This is a genomic window from Campylobacter sp. CCS1377 (assembly GCF_040008265.1).
GTDB lineage: Bacteria > Campylobacterota > Campylobacteria > Campylobacterales > Campylobacteraceae > Campylobacter_D.
Map to the genome: position 1 here is coordinate 1055440 of NZ_CP155620.1, position 18256 is coordinate 1073695.

Sequence of the window (18256 nt, forward strand, 5' to 3'; positions counted from 1 at the left end):
TTGGGCTAAACCCTCAAGGATTTTTCAATGAAAAATATCATTTTAGGTGGTGGATGCTTTTGGTGCATAGAAGCTGTTTTTGAACGCATTAAAGGCATTATAAAAACTGAAGTTGGATATAGCGGAGGGGCCCACAATCCTAGCTATGAAAGTGTTTGCGCTGGCGATGGCAATATAGAAGTGGTAAAATTAACTTACAATGAAAATACAATTTCATTATTAAAAATTCTTGATATTTTCTTCAAAATTCACGATCCTACAAGTCTTGATAAGCAAGGAGCTGATGAGGGAATTCAGTATCGCTCTGCAATCTTTTATGATGATGAAAATGAGCTAAAAATCATTGAAAATTTTATCCTTAATCAACAAAAATTATTTTCCTTGCCCATAGTGACAAAAATTTACAAACTAAAACATTACTATAGTGCAGAAACTTATCATCAAAATTATTTTAGCAAAAATCCAAATCACGCCTATTGTCAAGCTGTTATTTTGCCAAAACTACAAAAAATATTTATTTAGTTAGTTATCTTGCATTCATCTAAAGCCTTTTGAATTTTATTTATTGTATTTTCTAGAAAAGGTGATATATCCTTACGATAATTCCTAAAATTTTCTTTTAATGTCTTGTCGAAAAGTTTTGAGCCATCTGGATCTAAGTTAATGAATATAGTATAACTTTTCTTTATTTGATTAAACATTAAGTTTCTATCTTTAAAAGAGCATAATTGATTACTATAAAGCAAAAAAGAGCTTGGAATTGATATTTTTAAATAAATTGCTGCATTTTTATATTCAGTTCCCTTATCCAAATAACCTATACCCTCTAAATGATCATAAAATTCTTCATAATGCTTTATAAATTTAAGTTTTTCTTCAAAGATTTGTTTTTCTAAATCTCTAGTAGAAGATTTTAAGCTTAGGTATTTTTGTTTTTCATTTGAGTTTAAATTGCTTATGAAATTTAGGTAAAGAAAAAAAAATCGTTCACTACCGACTAAAAAGTAAAATGTATCAGCGTAATTTTTAAGAGAAACTTGATAATACCTATCCTCAAATCCAAAGAATTTAGCTACCTTAAAATCAAAAATAGCCTTTTGCATTTTTGCATTTAAATCTTTAAAATCTTCTAGTTTAGGTTGATAATCATCTACAATTTTAATCATGTCTTTATGAGTTGGGTTTAAAGTCATTTTTTCAATGATTCTAAATTCTTGTTCTTTTTCAAAGCGATGATTTGTTTCCCAATAAATCGTATATAAAGGAGAATAAAGTAATTTTGCAAGCACAGCAAGTATTATGATCAATATAATACAAGGTATATAAAATCTTTTAAGTTTGTAAAAAGGTTTGTTCATGGATGCTCATATTTATTTTAAATTAGCTTTTTCTAGCATTTTATTGTCCCAACCTTCTGGCAAATCTTTTATGCTTGGATAATAAGGGCGTAAAAGTTCTATATAAACTTCTTCTTGATAAGAAAGTTCAAAATAATACTTTCCTAAAGCAGAGGGAACAAGCTTTTTACTTCCATGATAATTTCCATCAGAATAAACAAAATTAGGACTATCAAAGGGACTTTTATTAGGTTGAAGTCCTATAATTTTAGGAGGTTGTCCAATTTTATATTCATACTCGTAAGCTTTTACTCCTATTTCATCATAAGCAAAATAATCATCTATGCTAAATTCAAAAATACCATTATTACCAAAGCTATAACCATAATAATCATCAAAATAAACATCATAAACACCTCTTTTTCCAAATCCTATATCAAACAATATTTTTTCATAACGCTTATTCACTTCTTGGTCTAAATTTCTATAATGTATTTTTGTATCATCCATATAAGCTGCAGGATTAAAAAGAAGCTTGGTTTCATCTTGAAATACACCATAAGAAAGCTTTAATAAGAAATCCCTTAAACTCCAAACCAAATAAGCGTAAAAATACTCATCATCAAAGCCTATTAAATAATCTTCATCTTTTTTATTTTGTTTGGCTAGATAATCAAGCATAGCAAGCAATATCGGATCTTTTTTAATATAACTTTTATCTTTAAAATTATTAGCTTGTTCTTTTGTGATAATACCAACTTCTCCTAATTCATCATAAATTTCATCACTAAATACAAAAGGTTTTATGCCATAGTCTTTATTGATTGTATCAATGTAATTTTTTATCATATTTACATTTTTACTATGAATTGCATTCACATAAGAAATGATTTGTTCTTGATTTAAAATGGTTGTATCTTTTTCTATTTTGCATTGATATTCTAAATTATTTGGAGTGGTTATTTTATAATCACCACGACTTACCACTACATCTTGTATTACTAACTCCAATTGACTTAGATTTTCTGAAGAACTTTCTTCTGTTTTAGGTTTCATAGGTTTCAATGGTTTAGGCTTAATATAATTAGGATTTTTATTAGCAAGCCATAAAGGATTTTTTATCTTTTTAACTTCTTCTTCTAAATTTTCAAATTTACTAGGTATGTATTTTGGAATAAGTTTATTGCCTTTTTTATTAAATACAATTTTACCTAGATATATGCCAAATTTTGGGTTATAAAAATTATTAAGAAAATCTTCTAGAATTTCTTTGTTGTGAAAATACCATACTAGGACAAATATTATTAAAGCTTTTGATATTGGTATTTATGGCTAAATAAATAGCAAAAGGTTCTTTTCTGGTTTGTAAAAAATGCTTATGTTGTTCTAAGTCTGGCTCGATAAATCTCATTGCGTAAGCAATAGTGCTAAAATACAGCATAAAAAACAAAGCAAATATAGTTTTAATCGCATATTGGTTTTGCCCTCTATCTCTATTGATTTTTAAATTCTCCACATGCATTTAATCTTCCTTTGGCAATATTTATAAGATAATTGAATTCTTTTGTTACATATATTGCTTCGTATAATTCTTGATCTTGAAATTTTAAATCCACATCATGAAATAAATTCATTTTTTCATAAGAATTAATCATATTTTTTAATAATTGTTCTTTTTGAGGTATAGAACACATAAGATTTGTATCTAAAGTGAAACTAAAAAATAAAGTATTATAATTCATAAAATTAATTTCAAACATTATTTTGCCTAAATTATACTTAGGTGGTAATTTTTCAATTTCACTCATAAAGACAAGAAAATTATCTACAATATTTAAATAATTATTAATTTCTTCTAAATCAGTGCTATTGGATGCGAGATAAAAATAATCAAGATTGTTTTGCATTTGCAAACCAAACAATACATCTTTATTTTTAAGAGCTACTAAATAAGCATTATCTAAACCTAAAGTTTGCATAAATTTAAAATCTTTTTTGAAATAGTGCATATAGTTTAATAATTCTTTTTGATTTGTTTTTAATTCTTGATTTAAGTTTTGTTCTTTAAAAACTTTTTTAAATTCTTCTTCATTGCTCTTAAATAGTTTATACATATCTTTAGCACTTTGATATTCTTTTTCATGATAATACTTATTCCAAAAGATAAGCTCTAAAGGTCGAAGTAAAAAATGATAAGCTAAGCTTGCAAAAATAATCAAAACTACGAGTGCAACACAAGCTATATAAAATCTTTTAAGTTTATAAAAAGGTTTTTTCATTTGTATTCCATTTTACTTTAAAGGAATTTATATTAAAAGTCCTAAGCAAAGTCATTAAATTCACTTATTTTTAATAAATTTATTTTTTCTTAGGACGAAAGATTGAAATATTCTCCTCTCTAGCTTCTATGTATGCTCCTTCAATTAAATCTATGCAATAAGGCACTGCAGGGAAAATTGGCTCTAAACATTCTTTTATGGCCTTTGGATTGCCTGGGAGATTGATAATTAAGCTTTTATTGCGAATGCCTGCACTTTGTCTTGAAAGTATCGCCGTTGGGACATATTTTAAGCTTTGCATTCTCATAAGCTCGCCAAAACCTGGAAGCATTTTGTCGCAAACCGCTTGTGTTGCCTCAGGCGTAACATCTCTAAGTGCTGGACCAGTTCCACCAGTGGTGATAATCAAATCGCATTTTTTCTCATCACTTAAAAAAACCAATTTTTCTATAATTTTCTCATATTCATCAGGGATAAGCTCACAATGAAAAATAAGCTCATTTTTAATATAAGCTTGCAAAACATTTTTCACTTCACAAGTTGCTTTATCTTCATAAATTCCAGCACTAGCTCTATCGCTTAATGTTAAAATTCCTATATTTATACTTTGCATTTTCACTCCATTATTTTTTTAATATCTGAATTTTCAAGCTTTTCTTGCTCTAAAAGCAAGTTGGCAAGTTGTATGATTTTTTCTTTCATAGGCTCTAAAAAATCTTGCAATTCTTGCTTTATCGTCTCCAAATTTGCTTCATCTAACATATCGTAATTTATCATATAAGCCACAAGCTCTTTTGTTTTAATCAAATCCATTTGAAAATTGGTATAAGTTTCATTATAGATGATTTTCATTGCTAAATTTCCAGCCAAATACACTTTAATTTTGTTTAAAAGCTCAGATTTTGATCTTAGCGTATGCTCGTATTCTTTAAAGCGATCTTCCATTAAGGTGATTTTTTCGAAACCTATATCAAAATAATAAGCACAAAGTGCTTTAGCGGCTTGATAGGTGGCTTGAATTTTTTTCTCATTCTCATTAAAAGTAAGCACCTTTCTTTGTCCTAAAAGAACTTTATTTAACACGGCGTAAAAATCACTTTCTTCAACTCTATCACTTTGCCTTCTTAAAGCATTAATGGCTGCTTCATTAACCAAAGTTTCAAGTCCAGCTCCACTAAATCCCACACTTGCCTTAGCAATTTTACTTAAATCAACATTATTTTTTTTATCTTTCATATAAATTTCTAAAATTTTAAGTCTATCCTTAAAATCTGGCAAAGAAACAAAAATACGCCTATCAAAACGCCCTGATCTTAAAAGTGCAGGATCTATGAGCTCAATTTTATTTGTGGCTGCGATGACTATCACGCCGTTATTATCTTCAAAGCCATCCATTTGAGTTAAAAGCTGATTGAGCGTTGTATCTCTTTCAGTATTTGAATTTTCTCCTCTGATTTTTCCTACAGCATCGATTTCATCGATAAAAATAATACTTGGAGCCATCATCTTAGCACGCGAAAAAAGCTCTCTGACGCGTTTAGCACCCATTCCTACATAAATTTCAACAAAGGCTGAACCATTTTGATAAAAAAATGGCACTCCTGCTTCGCCAGCTATGGCTTTAGCGATTAAAGTTTTTCCAACACCCGGAGGACCTACTAATAAAACCCCTTTTGGCATCTTAACTCCAAATTCTTTATATTTTATAGGATTTTTTAGAAAATCTACCAATTCACCAAGCTCTAATTTTACTTCATCTACACCTGCAACATCATTAAAACTCACGCTTGTAATAACGGGTTTAATGTCTTTATTTTCAAAAGAATTTAAAGAAACACTAGAATTTGCATTGGCGGAAATTGGGAATTTTTTTCTTTGCTTTCTTTGCATTAAAAACATAAATACCAACAAAAATACGATAAAAAATGCAAACAAAAACACCAAAATAACATCAAAATAATTTGCACTAATTTCTACAGGTACTTGACTTAAAAGCTCCTCTAAATTCACCCCTTCTTTAATAATGAGATAATTTTCTTGCTCCGTTTTTATAAAAATTTTATTTTCATCAACAATGGCTTTTTGTATCAAACCTTCTCTTAAAAGCCCATCGTAAAAAGCCTTATCTATATATTTTGGTTCATTTTTCAAATATAAAATCGCCATTAAAACACATAAAATCAGAAAAGAACTTAAAATAATTTTCAAATTTTTCATCATTATCCCCTTAAATCAACTTCATTGTCGCTAAAATTAACTTTACATTCATTTATATTAATCCATTGTTTCGACAAATCTTCATTGGCATAGATTTTAATTTTATTATAAAATTGATCATAACCTTCATAATAATCATTTTTTTTATTTTCTACCAAAATGCTTAAATTTTGATTATTTTTTTGTCTAAAATTAAAGTTATTTTCACTGACAATTTGAGTTAAAATTTTAAGTCTTGACTTAGCAATATCCCCATTTATAGTATCTTTTAAGCTAGCTGAATGAGTGTTATTTCTTGGAGAAAAAATAAAAGCATGAATATGAGTAAGCCTAAATTCTTTAAAATTCTTTAAAGCTTCTTGCCATATTTCTTCACTTTCACCAGGATGAGCAACTATAAAATCGGTTCCCAAAGCAAAACCTTTGTCTGCTAAAAAATTAAATAATTTTAAGTCATTATCTGTATGCGATCTTCTTCTCATAATGCGTAGCATTTTCTCGTGCGTATGCTGCAAAGCAATATGTAAATGCCTTTCTAACCAAACTTCATCCAAAATTTCCAAAAAACTCTCATCAATTTGTACAGGTTCTAAACTTCCAAGTCTTATGCGTTTTATGCCTGAAATTTTGCCTAATTTTTGTAAAAGCTTGCCTAAACTTGTATTATCTTTAATTCCATAAGATCCGATATTTGTACCAGTTAAAACAATTTCACTGTAACCATTATGGGCTAAAATTTTAACTTGCTCTATAATTTTTTCTTCTTTAACACTTCTTGACTTGCCTCTAACACTAGGAATAATACAATACGAACAAGCAAAATCACAACCTTCTTGAATTTTCACAAAAGCCTTGGTATGATTTTTATACTCACTCACTATATCCTCATCGATAAAATTTAAATTTCCAAGCTCATAAAACGAATTTTCTTTTTTTAAAAATTCATTAATTTTGTGTTTATTTGAAGCACCTAAAACTCCAAAAATTTCGCCTTTTTCTAAAAGTTCTTTTCCTCTACTTACAGCCCCACAACCCGTAAAAATAATCTTTTTTCCTTGTTTTTTCATGGTATGAATATAAGTTCTAATACCGCTATCAGCACCATTGGTAACCGTGCAAGAATTTACCACAATGATTTGTGCTTTTTGCTCTTCATCTGTGATTTCATAGTCTTTAACATATTTTTTCAATAATTCACTATCATAAATATTTGTCCTACAACCAAAAGTCTTAAAATAAACTTTTTCTTTCAAAATAAACTTCCTTCTTGTTCTTCTAAAATCGGTTTTTCTTTATTGCTTAAATAAAGATTTTGACTCGGATAAGAAATTTTTATATCTTCACATTTATTAAATTCGCTAATAATTTCACGGCTAATCTTACTTCTTAAAACCAAAGCAGTGTAAGAATTATTCATATACCATGCCGAAATTCTCATGCCATATTCTTCAAAAAACATAAAAAACCGCGGTTCAACTTTAAGATTTCTAATGCTATATTCATTTCTTAATTTTCCCATACCCTTTTTAGCTAAATCTGTGTAGTTTTTCGCATGCTTTGTTACAACTTGCTCCACTATCGCCATAGCCTTATTATGATTAGAATCAAAACTGATAGTAATATCTATACCATCCCAAATGGTTTTCATTCCATGATGAGTATAATTTGCAATAAGTCCTGTAAAAATATAATTATTAGGGATAAAAATAATTCGTCCACTGCGACGATTGGTTGTATAAGTTGTTAAGGTAATATCCTCATAAATTGTCATTCTTAAAAAAGAAATATCAATAATATCACCCACATAAGTAGTATTATTTTGCCACACTTTAATGCGATCACCCACCCTAAAACTACTACCAAAAATAATCACACACCAACCAAGCATAGACATAAACATATCTTTCATTGCAATAGCCAAGCCCGCCGAAGCAAAACCAAGCACCGTAACTAAATAAGTGATATTTTCAATATAAGCAAAAAGTAAAATCAAAAAAATAATGCTAATATTAATAAAATTTATAATTTTATTTGCAGTATAATAGCGTTCATTGTCACTAATGTATTTCTTACTTGCAATTTTAAGCAAAAAAGAAACAATCAGCACGAAAATAATGGCCGCTACGATATTAATTGCCCTTAAACTTTGAGTCTTGATATCACTTCTTACCCTTTGAATTTCCTCATCTACATTTTTTTCATAAACCGAAAAAGAAACCTCGCTAAAATTTAAAGCCTGCTCAAATTCTTCTAACTTTTTATCCGAAGCCTTAAGAAGCTTAAAATTTTCATTACTAGGATTTAATTTCACAAGGGTTTTCAACTCTTCATTTTTTTCTTTGATAATATTAAATAAATCTTGAAATTCTTTAAAACGATTAAGGTATTCTTCCTTAGCATTTCTTAGTTTTCTAATATGCGAAAGTCCAGAAATGATGGCAAAAGGATTAGTTAATTTAGGCAAACTTTCCACACTATCAGGTAAGGATAAAAATTTAGCAAAATTTAATTCTTTATATTCTGCAAGCAAACTTAATTGCTCTTCTAAATGACCTATTTTTCGTAAAATTTCTTCTTTTTCTCGATTTGAATTTGCTTTATCAAGCTCTGAATTTAAAAAATTAATTTGAGTTTTTAATTCTTGATATTTTATAAAATTTTCATATCTTACATTCCAAATGCTATTTTCAATCGCCTTATCCAAAGACATAATTTTCTCATTTAATTCATCGCCTATAGTTTTATTTGCAAACAAAGCCGTACAAAAAATCAAAAGCAATATAATTTTTTTCATGCAAAAACCTTAAGCGTTTTAAGGATAATTTCCTTGGAAATATCCTCTTTGATAAAGCCCTTACCAAGCTGTGAAGGCAAAATGAAATTTATCTTAGAATTATAACTTTTTTTATCCCTAAAAAAGGCCTGATAAAACTCATCAATGTTTGCGATTTTATAAGATATTGGCAGGTTAAATTTAAGTAGAATTTGTTCTATTTTTTTACATTCTTCTTGACTTAAAAAGCCTAAATTGCAAGCCAAGCAATTCGCCATATTCATTCCTATCGCTACTGCTTCACCATGCAAATAAGTTTTATATTCTGTAAAATTTTCTATCACATGGGCAAAAGTATGTCCATAATTTAAAAGCATTCTCACTCCGCTTTCTTTTTCATCATTTTCCACAACCCTAGCTTTAAGCTCTATACTTTTTGCGATAATTTTAGTTAAAATTTCATCCCCACAACTTGCACTTAAAAAGGCTTTTGCATCGATACTTTCTATAAATTCAAGCAAATTTTTATCAAACATTATGGCCATTTTTATAAACTCAGCCATACCAGCGGCTAATTCTCTCGCGCTTAAAGTCCTCAAAAATTCACTCTGACAATACACGGCTTTTGGCTGATAAAAAGTGCCGATAAGATTTTTACCAAAAGCATTATTAATACCTGTTTTTCCACCCACTGCAGCATCAACGCAAGCTAAGAGTGTTGTAGGGATATTTATAAAATCTATCCCCCTTTGATAAATACTTGCCGCAAATCCTCCCATATCACTAATAACTCCGCCACCAAAGCTGATAAGCACACTTTTTCTATCGAGTTTAGAATTAAACATTTGGTTTAAAATTTCTTCTATGGTGTTTAAATTTTTATATTCTTCCCCATCTTTAACCGTAGCAATAAACACTTCTTTGGCTTTGATTTTTAAAAGCAAGCTTTTTAAATGAAGACCTAAAATTTTTGGATTTGAAAGTATAAAAACCTTAGTGTCAAACTCTAAATTTTTTAACTCATCAACATAAACTTTATACGCATTTTCTTTTAAATTTATATCTATTTGCATTTTATCACTTTTGTATATTTTAAATAAGTTTTTATTGTAACAAATTCAGGCTAATTCTTGTCTTATTGTCAAAATAAAATAAAAATTTTGATATAAAATGTTATTTTTACTCTACGGGTATGAAAAGTTGATAATTCTTATCCATTTTATAATACAAGCGATTTAGATCCATACTAAAACTTTTACCAAGATTGGTACTTGTTAGCCTAGAATTAAAACTGATAAATTGCAAAGCATCGCTTTTTTTTGTCATAGCTAAAATAGGATTTTCGTCTTTAGTATGAATGATTTCTATTTTTTTATTATAAAGCCTAGCAAGACTTTGAAAATACTCCAAAACAAAAGAGCTCTCTTCAGAATGAGTTGACTCATAATGATACAATTTTACGCCCAAATCAAGCTGAGCACTAAGATCCATCACGACATTAGATTGTGCCTCAATCTCACTTTCTCCAGAGCTTAAAATCGTAGCCTCATTAAGCTTATCAAAATCATTTTCGCCAATTTTTAGAAGCGGAATTTTTAATTCATATAAATTTTTCTTATTTTTTTCAAAAAAACTTTTATCAACCACAAAAACCCCGATATTATTATTTATTAAATAAGAATCCAAATATTCTTTTTTAATTTGCGTATAATTAAAATAAATATTCATATTTTCAATATCTAAATTTTTTAACTTCTCGTATAATTGACCCAAAGTAGGATTAAAAACCTCTATAAAAAGCTTTTTATTGTTGATTTTTGCATGCAAAGACAAACAAGTGCTTAGAAGTTTTTCTTGAGTTTCTTGAGTCATTGTTTTCATATCCAAAAAACAGTAAATATTACTTCCAAAAGGACTTGGAAACTGCCCCTTGTCTTTTTTAACATTATGATATACACCTTGCAAAACACTAGGTTCGCCCACCACCAAAATACTGTCATTAGGCTGAAGCATAAAAGAAGGCTTGACAAAAAATATTTTATTATTTCTATAAATAAGTGCAATGCGCCATTTTTTTTGCGCAATAGAACCAATATGACGATAAGCAAAAGCTGAACCAGCTGGAATTTTAATCTCCATAATTTCGCCAATACCCAGTCCAATAAATTGTGCTGTTAAGGCCACATCAGGCAAAAAATCCAAAAGTCTATGTGAAAGCGTAGCTTTAGAATCAATTAAATCACAATATTCATCATTAATAGGCAACCCCCAAAAATCCATAATCACAATATCAAGCTTTTTATTAAAACTTCTTAAGTTTTCATAAGTTTTTCTTACATCAAATTCATCTTGCATATAAATAAAAACTTGTGAGAATTCTTTCATCATAATGCGTTGCATTTTAGCAGTACTTGTAGGATCAAATTTAACAAATTCTATATATTCGTTTTTAATACTTAAATTTACACTATCTTCATTATAATAAAGTATCGTAAAATAATGCTTTAAACCTTTTTGTAAACAAAGTCTTTCTAAAAAATGTTTTGCCAAAAAGCCATCTAGGATAATTAAAATATTATTCATTCACAAAAACTCCGAAAGAAAAAGGCTAATTATAGCAAAAATTAGAATAAATTTTTTAAGTAAGCTTTTGTTACAATTTTAATTTTTATAAAATTTAAGGGAAATTATGGATTTTAAAGTAAAACACAAAGATAATCACGCAAGAGTTTGTCAAATTACCACAGCACATAGCACTTTTGAAACTCCAATTTTTATGCCCGTTGGCACAATCGGTGCAGTAAAAAGCCTTGATGCGCTTGATTTAAAAAATGAACTCGATGCAAAAATCATCCTTGCTAATACTTATCATATGTATTTAAGACCAGGATCAAAAATCGTAAAAGAATTTGGCGGTTTGCATGGTTTTAGCAAATTTGATCGAAGTTTTTTAACTGACAGCGGAGGCTTTCAAGCTTTTTCACTTTCTGCAAATTCTAAGCATTTTAAAGAAGGGATAGAATTTAAAAGCCATATTGATGGAAGTAAGCATTTATTTACCCCACAAAGCGTTTTGGATACTCAGTATGATTTTAATTCTGACATTATGATGATTTTAGATGATTTAGTTGCACTTCCTGCAAGCAAAGAAAGAATTAAAATTTCAGTTGATCGCACGATAAAATGGGCGAAAGAAGCTATAAATTATCATAAATTTAAGCAAAGTCAAGGCATAGGGTTGAAACAAAATATTTTTGGTATCATACAAGGTGGAACTGACTATGAAGAAAGAAAGCGTTGCGCTTTAGCTTTAAATGAAATGGATTTTGATGGACTTGCAATTGGCGGGCTTAGTGTTGGGGAAGAAAATGCTTTAATGTATGAAACGGTAGAAAATTTAAATCCTTTTTTGGATGAAAATCGCCCTAGATATTTAATGGGCGTTGGAACGCCTGAAGATTTGGTGGAAAATGTAGAGCGTGGCGTTGATATGTTTGATTGTGTTATGCCAACAAGAAATGCAAGAAATGGTACATTTTTTACAAACTTTGGTAAATTTAATATCAAAAAAGCCGAGTTTATCAACGATCACGAAGCCATCGATAATACCTGTTCTTGCTATACTTGTCGTAATTTTTCGCGTGGATACTTAAATCATCTTTTTAAGGCCAAAGAACTTACTTTTTTTCGCCTTGCTAGTTTGCATAATTTGCATTATTATCTTGATTTAGTCAGTAAAATGCGTGAAGCTATCAAAAAAGGTAAATTTACTGAATTTAAAAAAGAATTTTATGCCAAAAGGTTTAAAAATGCACTATGATGAAAACTTAGCTAAATTTTTAGCTAATAAAAATTTAAATACACTTTATACAGATTTTTTAGGACAAAAAATTTTTATTTTAAACGCCGATAAAATCTATATTTTTGGTTTCGAAGAAAATCAAATTTATAAATTGGAAAATTGCGAATTTCAAAATTATCAATTTGAAGATTTCATAGCTCTTATACGCCTTAATATAGAAGAATGTAAGGCAAATAATTTTCATTTTGAAAGCATCTTAGAACACAAAGAGAATGTACTTTTAAAAGGAATTTTAATCAAACATTTTTTTAAGAAAATATTCATTTTAAAGCAAAAAATCAATAAAAACATAAAAACCTTAAATTTGCTTAGCGAAGCTTTAAATTTGCTTATAAGTGAACAAAATTTTTGCAAAAAAGCCCTAAAACCCCTACTCTTAAGCACTAATATTTCTTTAAGAACAGCCAAAGAAAGCTTAAATAGACTCAATGAAATGTATTCGCTTGTAAGCGCTATGAAAAATGAAAGAATGAATAAAAGCATTTATTTTCTAAGTGTGCTTTCGGCAATTTTTCTACCCTTAAATCTTATCGTAGGATTTTTTGGAATGAATACCGAGGGTTTGTTTTTTGATGGAAATAAAAACGGCACTTGGTATATCTTTTCTACTATTTGTTTTATACTGATTTTTGGGCTTATTTTTTATAAAAACAAAAAGGAAAAAGAATTAGATTTTGATGACAAAATAACAAAAAAGTCAAAAAAATAACTTAATTTTAAGAAAATAGTGATATAATTACACTTTTTGCGCCCATAGCTCAGCTGGATAGAGCATTTGATTGCGGTTCAAAAGGTCAGAGGTTCGAATCCTCTTGGGCGCACCACTTTATCTGCGTTTATTTATCCAAACCATCATTCAACTTTTCATCATTTTGTCATCCAAACACAAAGGATCTTTTGTTTTAAGAAAAATAGATGGTTTAAAAAGAGATGTTTCGCTGTGCTTAATATGACAAGGGGTTCTAGAATAACTAGGAGTTGTTCACAAGTGAATGAAATGCTGGCAAAGCCAAGAGCCTTGCACTCTTGGCGTGGATTTTGTTTAAGTATAGGTTAAACAAGGCTTTCTTATAATTTTTTTGGTGTTTTAAGAGAGCTGGTTAAGCAATTTAATCAGCTCGTTTATTACTTCTAATAATATTAAAATTACATTTAAAATCTTTTCTATCATTAGTAGCACCTTTCCCACCAAGAGAAATTAATCACTTAAACGAAATAATTCTATCAAAGTTTTCTTAAAATTTATTGCGTGAGAAGTTCCGAGGTTCGCAATGGTGAGGGTTTGTCACCAAGCAACGCGAAGGATCTAAAAGGTTAAGGTAAAATGGTTGTGATCTGAAAATATTGATTAATGGTTTTTAAAAGATTCACTCTTGAGCGCAAAATTTCTTGGGCCGAAGTAATATAAGAATTACTCGCATCTAAATAATCTTTAAGCTCACTTTTCCCAAGTTCGTATTTTTGTAGGTAAGCTTCCTTGATAAGGAATTGTTTGGCATTAATTAATTTTACATTTTCTAATAATTTTGTATTATATTCATAATCCTTATAACAAAGCCTAAATTCATTCAAAGCACTTTGTAAAATTTGCTCGTATTCAAAAACTAAAATGTCATAGGCGTATTGTGAAATTTTAATGTTTTGCTTCACTCTACCATAGTCTAAAAAAGGCAGGGAAATTTTTACATTTCCACCTAAAATCAAAAATTCAAAACTATCATTTAATTCACTTGCATCACCATTTAAATTTGCCCCTAGACTTATGCTTGGAAATATTGATTTTTCTATACTTTGATAATCTTTAAATGCCGCTTGAAGATTATTGGCTTTTGACTTTACATCAGGACGATTAGCAAAAATATATAAAGGAATATCAAAATCAATAGCCAATTCCTTAAAATCTGACAAAGAAAGATTTTGAAAATAAGAAATATAAGTAAAACCCTGCTCTTTTCCAATGAGTTCTTGAAGATTTTTAATAATGAGTTCTTTGTTTTGCTGATTGCTTAAAAGATTTTGCTTAGCACTTAAAAGATTTTGCTCGATATTTAGCAAATCAAGCTCTTCAATCTTACCATATTTAAGTTTAAATTCATAAATGCTTTTCATTTGTTCTAAATTTAAAATATATTCATTTAGTAATTTTTCCACATCATTAAAATACAAAAGTTCAAAAAGATAATTAATGCTTTGATTTACAATACTTAGTTTTAAATTTTCAAGATCATATTCACTGGCTTTTGCGCTAAATTCTTTAGCTTTTACACTGTCTGAAATTTTACCATAAATATCTAACTCATAACTTAAATTCAAGGCATTTGAAAAGCTTTTACTCTCGCTACCTAAATTCAAATCTCTAGCAATATTTGCACCCAAATTCGCACTCAAAGTTGGATAAAGATCAAAATCAATGAGTTTGTACCTTGCCACAGCACTTAAAAGATTTGCCCTTGCAACATTAATATCTTTGTTATTTAAAATCACAAAATCAAGCATTTGGTTTAATTTTTCATTTTGATAGTTTTTCCACCAAAGCCTTGAAGCATTAAATTCGCTGAATTCTTTTTGGGTTAAATTGTTTTCTATAGTAATGGGCGAATTTTTACTTGCACAAGAATATAAAAAAAAGCTTAAAAATATAAAAAAAAATAAATTTTTCATAAATCATTCCTTAGATAAAGCATTGATAGGATTTAAATTGGCTGCATTTCTTGCAGGGAAAAAGCCAAAAATAATACCAATCATCACAGAGCTTAAAAGCCCTAAAAATATGGAATTATAAGACATTATCATTAAAAAATCTTTGCTAAGTTGATTAAAAACATACATCACACCAAAGCTCAAAGCCACGCCCAAAATCGCACCTATAGTACAAATTAACACCGCTTCAAGTAAAAACTGTATCAAAATATCTTCTTTTCTTGCTCCAATAGCCATTCTAATGCCAATTTCTCTTGTTCGCTCACTCACCGAAACTAACATAATGTTCATCACACCAATACCGCCAACAATCAAAGAAATTACTGCAATAGAGGCAATAAGTAGTGTTAGAGTTAGAGTATTAGCTTCTACTGCTTTTTGTATAGCATCAGAATTTACCATAAAAAAATCTTTTTTACCGCGTTTGATTTCTAAAACTTGGGCTATAGTTTGTTCGGTTAAATTAGGATCTACACCATCTTTTAATTTTGCTACTATGGATCTTAGGCGTTTATCTCCGGTGATTTTATTCATCACTGTAGTGTAGGGCACATAAAGCTCAACTGTGCCATTGGTTGGATCAAAGCCACTTTGATCATCTTGTCTTTGCAAGACTCCAACTATTCTTAAGGGTTGAGAATCATAAATAACAACTTTGTTTAAAATTTGCTCTGCACTAATGCCATGAAATAAATTTTTGCGTCCATTATCATCAAGCACGGCGATATTGGCATTTTCTTTGATATCAATATCATTGATAAATCTTCCTGCAGCGAGTTTTAAACCGCGAATTTTCATACGATTTACCCCAACGCCATTTACCCTTGCTTGCAAAGAAGTATTAGCATAAGTTACTATACTAGAATCCCTTACATCAGCTTCTGCAGCTTCTAAATAAGGTAAAGCATTTAAAACATTTAAATCACTCAAACTTAGTCTAGTACGACCTGATCTTATATCTCCAAGTCCTCTACCTGCAACGATTTGTATAGTATTTGTACCTATGGCACTGATAGATGAAAGTACTTTTTGTTGGGTCCCAAGCCCTAAAGCCACGACACAAACAACTGAAGCAATGCCTATAATGATACCTAACATAGTAAGAACAGATCTTAATTTATGTGCGATGATAGAAGTAATAGACATTTTAAAGCATTCTGAAATTTGGTTTTTAAAAAGAGTGTAATTCTTTTTTTCTTTAGGCATTTTATGAATTTCATAATTACTTTGGCTTTGCTCTTGTTTAGTGTCGCTTAAAACTTCGCCATCTTTGATTTCAATCACTCTTTTTGCCTTAGCGGCTATGTCTTTATCGTGAGTAACTAAAATAATGGTATGACCTTCTTTATTAAGCTTTTGCAAGATCTCAAGCACCATAATGCCGCTTCTACTATCTAACGCACCAGTTGGCTCATCAGCTAAAATGAGCTCTCCGCCATTAATCAAAGCTCTTGCAATACTCACTCTTTGCTGTTGACCACCGCTTAATTCATTAGGTCTTGCATTAAATTTATGTCCTAATTCTAATTCGCTTAAAATTTTTTTTGCTTTTTGCTCTCTTTCTTCTGTGGTCTTTCCTGCATAAATGGCTGGTAAAACAACATTCGAACCCGCACTTAATAAAGATAAAAGATTGTAGCGCTGGAAAATAAAACCAATTTTTTCTCTTCTAAGCCTTGCTTTTTCATCTTTACTAAGGGTTGTAACTTCGTAATTTTCAAAAATATAAGATCCGCTACTTGGACTATCAAGAGTACCTATGATATTTAAAAGTGAAGTTTTACCACTCCCACTTTGGCCTATAATGGCAACAAATTCGCCCTTCTCTATCTCTAAAGAAACATTCTTTAAAATGGGTGTTTGATTGATACTTTTGCAGATATTGCTAAGCTTTATCATCTTGGAATTCTGCCTATATTTTGGCTTTTTACATTTTGACTTTGTTTATTAACAATAACCAAATCCCCTACCTGCAAGCCCTGCTTCACTTCAGTATTTAAGCTGTCTTTAATGCCAATTTCTATGTGTTTTTTAAACACTTTTTCATCTTTTAAAACTTCGACAAAATAACCTTTTTCATCGTTTTTTATGGCTATGGTTGGCACGGCTAGGACATTGCTTGCATGATTAATCTCGATTTGATTTTCTGTGCTCATGGCTATGCGTAAGAAATTATTTTCATTTTTGACAAAAAAGCGCGCGTAATAATAAATGGCATTGCTTGTGGAGCTTGAATTTAAATTCGCGCTTGAGCTTGAAGTGCTTGTAGAATCACTTAAAACCGTATCGGCAGGATCTATGCTTGAAATTGTGGCTTCGTATTTTTTATCCGGATCACTAAGTATGCTAAATTTCACCTTTTCGCCGATTTTGATTTTATTGATATCTGCTTCGGTGATTTGCATCCTTACTTCCATCTCGCTTAAATCCGCCAAACGCACCAAAGTAGGAGCATTTTGCGAGGCATTTACGGTTTGACCTACTTCAACAGCGATATTGACAATTTGTCCATCACTTGGAGCAGTAATAGTAGTATATTCAAGATCTTTTTGAGCATTTTTGAGTGAAATTTCAAGCTGGGTTACTTGGGCGTTTAACTCTGCAACATTGGCTTTGAGTAAGTAAAAATTATTTTTAATGCTTTCTAAACTTTCTAGCGAAGTGGCTTTTGACTTATAAAGCTTTTGCTCTCTTTCGTATTGTCTTGTGGCAATTTCTAGAGCAACTTTTTTGCTTTCTAAATTTGCCTTAGCGCTTGCAAGCTGGGCTTTTGTGATATCAAATTCGTTTTGTTGTTTGTCTTTATCGATTTGTGCGATTAAATCCCCTGCTTTTACATGATCGCCCAAATTCACATAAAGCTTTGTAATCTGTCCGCTAACTTGAGCACCAACATCAACTTGTGATTTTGCATAAACTTCGCCTATAGCTTCTATATTTTCTGAAATATCCATAGTTTTTACTTCATAAGTAAGATAGCTAAAATTTTCTTTTTTATAAAAGTAAAAATAATAAATTCCTAATATAAAAACAGTGAGCAAAATAAGAATAATTAGTGTTTTTTTCATTTTTTTCCTTAAAGATAAAA

General features: G+C 29.7%; 16 protein-coding genes and 1 tRNA gene. 4 read left to right on the plus strand and 13 right to left on the minus strand.

The annotated features are described in order from the left end of the window. Positions 1 to 27: 27 nt before the first annotated feature. Positions 28 to 522, plus strand: coding sequence for a peptide-methionine (S)-S-oxide reductase MsrA (msrA, locus tag AAH949_RS05420; protein WP_134239035.1), 495 nt, complete (start codon positions 28 to 30; stop codon positions 520 to 522). Here msrA and AAH949_RS05425 read toward each other — a convergent pair. The 10 genes from AAH949_RS05425 to AAH949_RS05470 form a co-directional block, all read right to left on the minus strand. Next, a complete protein-coding gene (locus AAH949_RS05425) occupies positions 519 to 1358 on the minus strand; it encodes a hypothetical protein (protein WP_348518163.1) in 840 nt (279 codons plus the stop codon). The genes msrA and AAH949_RS05425 overlap by 4 nt on opposite strands. A 12-nt stretch (positions 1359 to 1370) precedes the next feature. Further along, positions 1371 to 2393 carry a hypothetical protein gene (locus AAH949_RS05430; protein WP_348518164.1) on the minus strand — a complete coding sequence of 341 codons (1023 nt, stop codon included), beginning with the start codon at positions 2391 to 2393 and terminating at the stop codon, positions 1371 to 1373. 190 nt (positions 2394 to 2583) lie between these two features. Continuing rightward, positions 2584 to 2859 carry a hypothetical protein gene (locus AAH949_RS05435; RefSeq protein WP_348518165.1) on the minus strand — a complete coding sequence of 92 codons (276 nt, stop codon included), beginning with the start codon at positions 2857 to 2859 and terminating at the stop codon, positions 2584 to 2586. Further along, a complete protein-coding gene (locus tag AAH949_RS05440) occupies positions 2831 to 3616 on the minus strand; it encodes a hypothetical protein (RefSeq protein WP_348518166.1) in 786 nt (261 codons plus the stop codon). The genes AAH949_RS05435 and AAH949_RS05440 overlap by 29 nt, the downstream gene beginning before the upstream one ends. A gap of 79 nt (positions 3617 to 3695) precedes the next feature. Continuing rightward, positions 3696 to 4229, minus strand: a complete 534-nt coding sequence (mog, locus tag AAH949_RS05445; RefSeq protein WP_348518167.1) for a molybdopterin adenylyltransferase — start codon at positions 4227 to 4229, stop codon at positions 3696 to 3698. A gap of 2 nt (positions 4230 to 4231) precedes the next feature. Further along, on the minus strand, positions 4232 to 5833 hold the full coding sequence (locus AAH949_RS05450; RefSeq protein WP_134239033.1) for an ATP-dependent metallopeptidase FtsH/Yme1/Tma family protein: 1602 nt from the start codon (positions 5831 to 5833) through the stop codon (positions 4232 to 4234). Between the two features lie 2 nt (positions 5834 to 5835). Continuing rightward, complete coding sequence (gene mtaB, locus AAH949_RS05455; protein ID WP_134239032.1) at positions 5836 to 7086, minus strand: tRNA (N(6)-L-threonylcarbamoyladenosine(37)-C(2))-methylthiotransferase MtaB; 1251 nt, start codon at positions 7084 to 7086, stop codon at positions 5836 to 5838. Continuing rightward, positions 7083 to 8627 (minus strand): mechanosensitive ion channel domain-containing protein, encoded by a 1545-nt coding sequence (locus AAH949_RS05460; RefSeq protein ID WP_134239031.1) that lies wholly within the window; start codon positions 8625 to 8627, stop codon positions 7083 to 7085. Before AAH949_RS05460 ends, mtaB begins: the two co-directional genes overlap by 4 nt. After that, complete coding sequence (gene aroB, locus AAH949_RS05465; RefSeq protein WP_348518168.1) at positions 8624 to 9679, minus strand: 3-dehydroquinate synthase; 1056 nt, start codon at positions 9677 to 9679, stop codon at positions 8624 to 8626. The genes AAH949_RS05460 and aroB overlap by 4 nt, the downstream gene beginning before the upstream one ends. A 106-nt stretch (positions 9680 to 9785) precedes the next feature. After that, positions 9786 to 11189 (minus strand): TrkA C-terminal domain-containing protein, encoded by a 1404-nt coding sequence (locus tag AAH949_RS05470; RefSeq protein ID WP_134239029.1) that lies wholly within the window; start codon positions 11187 to 11189, stop codon positions 9786 to 9788. 106 nt (positions 11190 to 11295) lie between these two features. Here AAH949_RS05470 and tgt point away from each other — a divergent pair, with 106 nt between their 5' ends. The 3 genes from tgt (at position 11296) to AAH949_RS05485 (ending at position 13292) form a co-directional block, all read left to right on the plus strand. Beyond that, positions 11296 to 12426 carry a tRNA guanosine(34) transglycosylase Tgt gene (gene tgt, locus AAH949_RS05475; protein ID WP_134239028.1) on the plus strand — a complete coding sequence of 377 codons (1131 nt, stop codon included), beginning with the start codon at positions 11296 to 11298 and terminating at the stop codon, positions 12424 to 12426. Beyond that, positions 12416 to 13177 carry a CorA family divalent cation transporter gene (locus AAH949_RS05480; protein ID WP_134239027.1) on the plus strand — a complete coding sequence of 254 codons (762 nt, stop codon included), beginning with the start codon at positions 12416 to 12418 and terminating at the stop codon, positions 13175 to 13177. Before tgt ends, AAH949_RS05480 begins: the two co-directional genes overlap by 11 nt. A gap of 38 nt (positions 13178 to 13215) precedes the next feature. Continuing rightward, positions 13216 to 13292, plus strand: a tRNA-Arg gene (locus AAH949_RS05485). Positions 13293 to 13782: 490 nt separating this feature from the next. Here AAH949_RS05485 and AAH949_RS05490 read toward each other — a convergent pair. Genes AAH949_RS05490 through AAH949_RS05500 form a run of 3 tightly spaced genes read right to left on the minus strand, consistent with a single transcriptional unit; the run spans position 13783 to position 18236 of the window. Beyond that, positions 13783 to 15129: a TolC family protein gene (locus tag AAH949_RS05490; protein WP_348518169.1), complete on the minus strand. Its 1347-nt coding sequence runs from the start codon at positions 15127 to 15129 to the stop codon at positions 13783 to 13785. A 3-nt stretch (positions 15130 to 15132) separates the two neighbouring features. Continuing rightward, the gene (locus AAH949_RS05495; RefSeq protein ID WP_134239025.1) at positions 15133 to 17067 is read right to left on the minus strand and encodes an ABC transporter permease; all 1935 of its coding nucleotides are present in this window, start codon (positions 17065 to 17067) and stop codon (positions 15133 to 15135) included. Beyond that, positions 17064 to 18236, minus strand: a complete 1173-nt coding sequence (locus AAH949_RS05500; protein ID WP_348518170.1) for an efflux RND transporter periplasmic adaptor subunit — start codon at positions 18234 to 18236, stop codon at positions 17064 to 17066. Before AAH949_RS05500 ends, AAH949_RS05495 begins: the two co-directional genes overlap by 4 nt. Between the last annotated feature and the right edge of the window lie 20 nt (positions 18237 to 18256).

Bases quoted from the DNA above. Each gene is read 5' to 3' on its own strand.
- msrA (WP_134239035.1), top strand. From the start codon at position 28: ATGAAAAATATCATTTTAGGTGGTGGATGCTTTTGGTGCATAGAAGCT.
- AAH949_RS05425 (WP_348518163.1), bottom strand. From the start codon at position 1,358: ATGAACAAACCTTTTTACAAACTTAAAAGATTTTATATACCTTGTATT.
- AAH949_RS05430 (WP_348518164.1), bottom strand. From the start codon at position 2,393: ATGAAACCTAAAACAGAAGAAAGTTCTTCAGAAAATCTAAGTCAATTG.
- AAH949_RS05435 (WP_348518165.1), bottom strand. From the start codon at position 2,859: ATGCATGTGGAGAATTTAAAAATCAATAGAGATAGAGGGCAAAACCAA.
- AAH949_RS05440 (WP_348518166.1), bottom strand. From the start codon at position 3,616: ATGAAAAAACCTTTTTATAAACTTAAAAGATTTTATATAGCTTGTGTT.
- mog (WP_348518167.1), bottom strand. From the start codon at position 4,229: ATGCAAAGTATAAATATAGGAATTTTAACATTAAGCGATAGAGCTAGT.
- AAH949_RS05450 (WP_134239033.1), bottom strand. From the start codon at position 5,833: ATGAAAAATTTGAAAATTATTTTAAGTTCTTTTCTGATTTTATGTGTT.
- AAH949_RS05460 (WP_134239031.1), bottom strand. From the start codon at position 8,627: ATGAAAAAAATTATATTGCTTTTGATTTTTTGTACGGCTTTGTTTGCA.
- aroB (WP_348518168.1), bottom strand. From the start codon at position 9,679: ATGCAAATAGATATAAATTTAAAAGAAAATGCGTATAAAGTTTATGTT.
- AAH949_RS05470 (WP_134239029.1), bottom strand. From the start codon at position 11,189: ATGAATAATATTTTAATTATCCTAGATGGCTTTTTGGCAAAACATTTT.
- tgt (WP_134239028.1), top strand. From the start codon at position 11,296: ATGGATTTTAAAGTAAAACACAAAGATAATCACGCAAGAGTTTGTCAA.
- AAH949_RS05480 (WP_134239027.1), top strand. From the start codon at position 12,416: ATGCACTATGATGAAAACTTAGCTAAATTTTTAGCTAATAAAAATTTA.
- AAH949_RS05490 (WP_348518169.1), bottom strand. From the start codon at position 15,129: ATGAAAAATTTATTTTTTTTTATATTTTTAAGCTTTTTTTTATATTCT.
- AAH949_RS05495 (WP_134239025.1), bottom strand. From the start codon at position 17,067: ATGATAAAGCTTAGCAATATCTGCAAAAGTATCAATCAAACACCCATT.
- AAH949_RS05500 (WP_348518170.1), bottom strand. From the start codon at position 18,236: ATGAAAAAAACACTAATTATTCTTATTTTGCTCACTGTTTTTATATTA.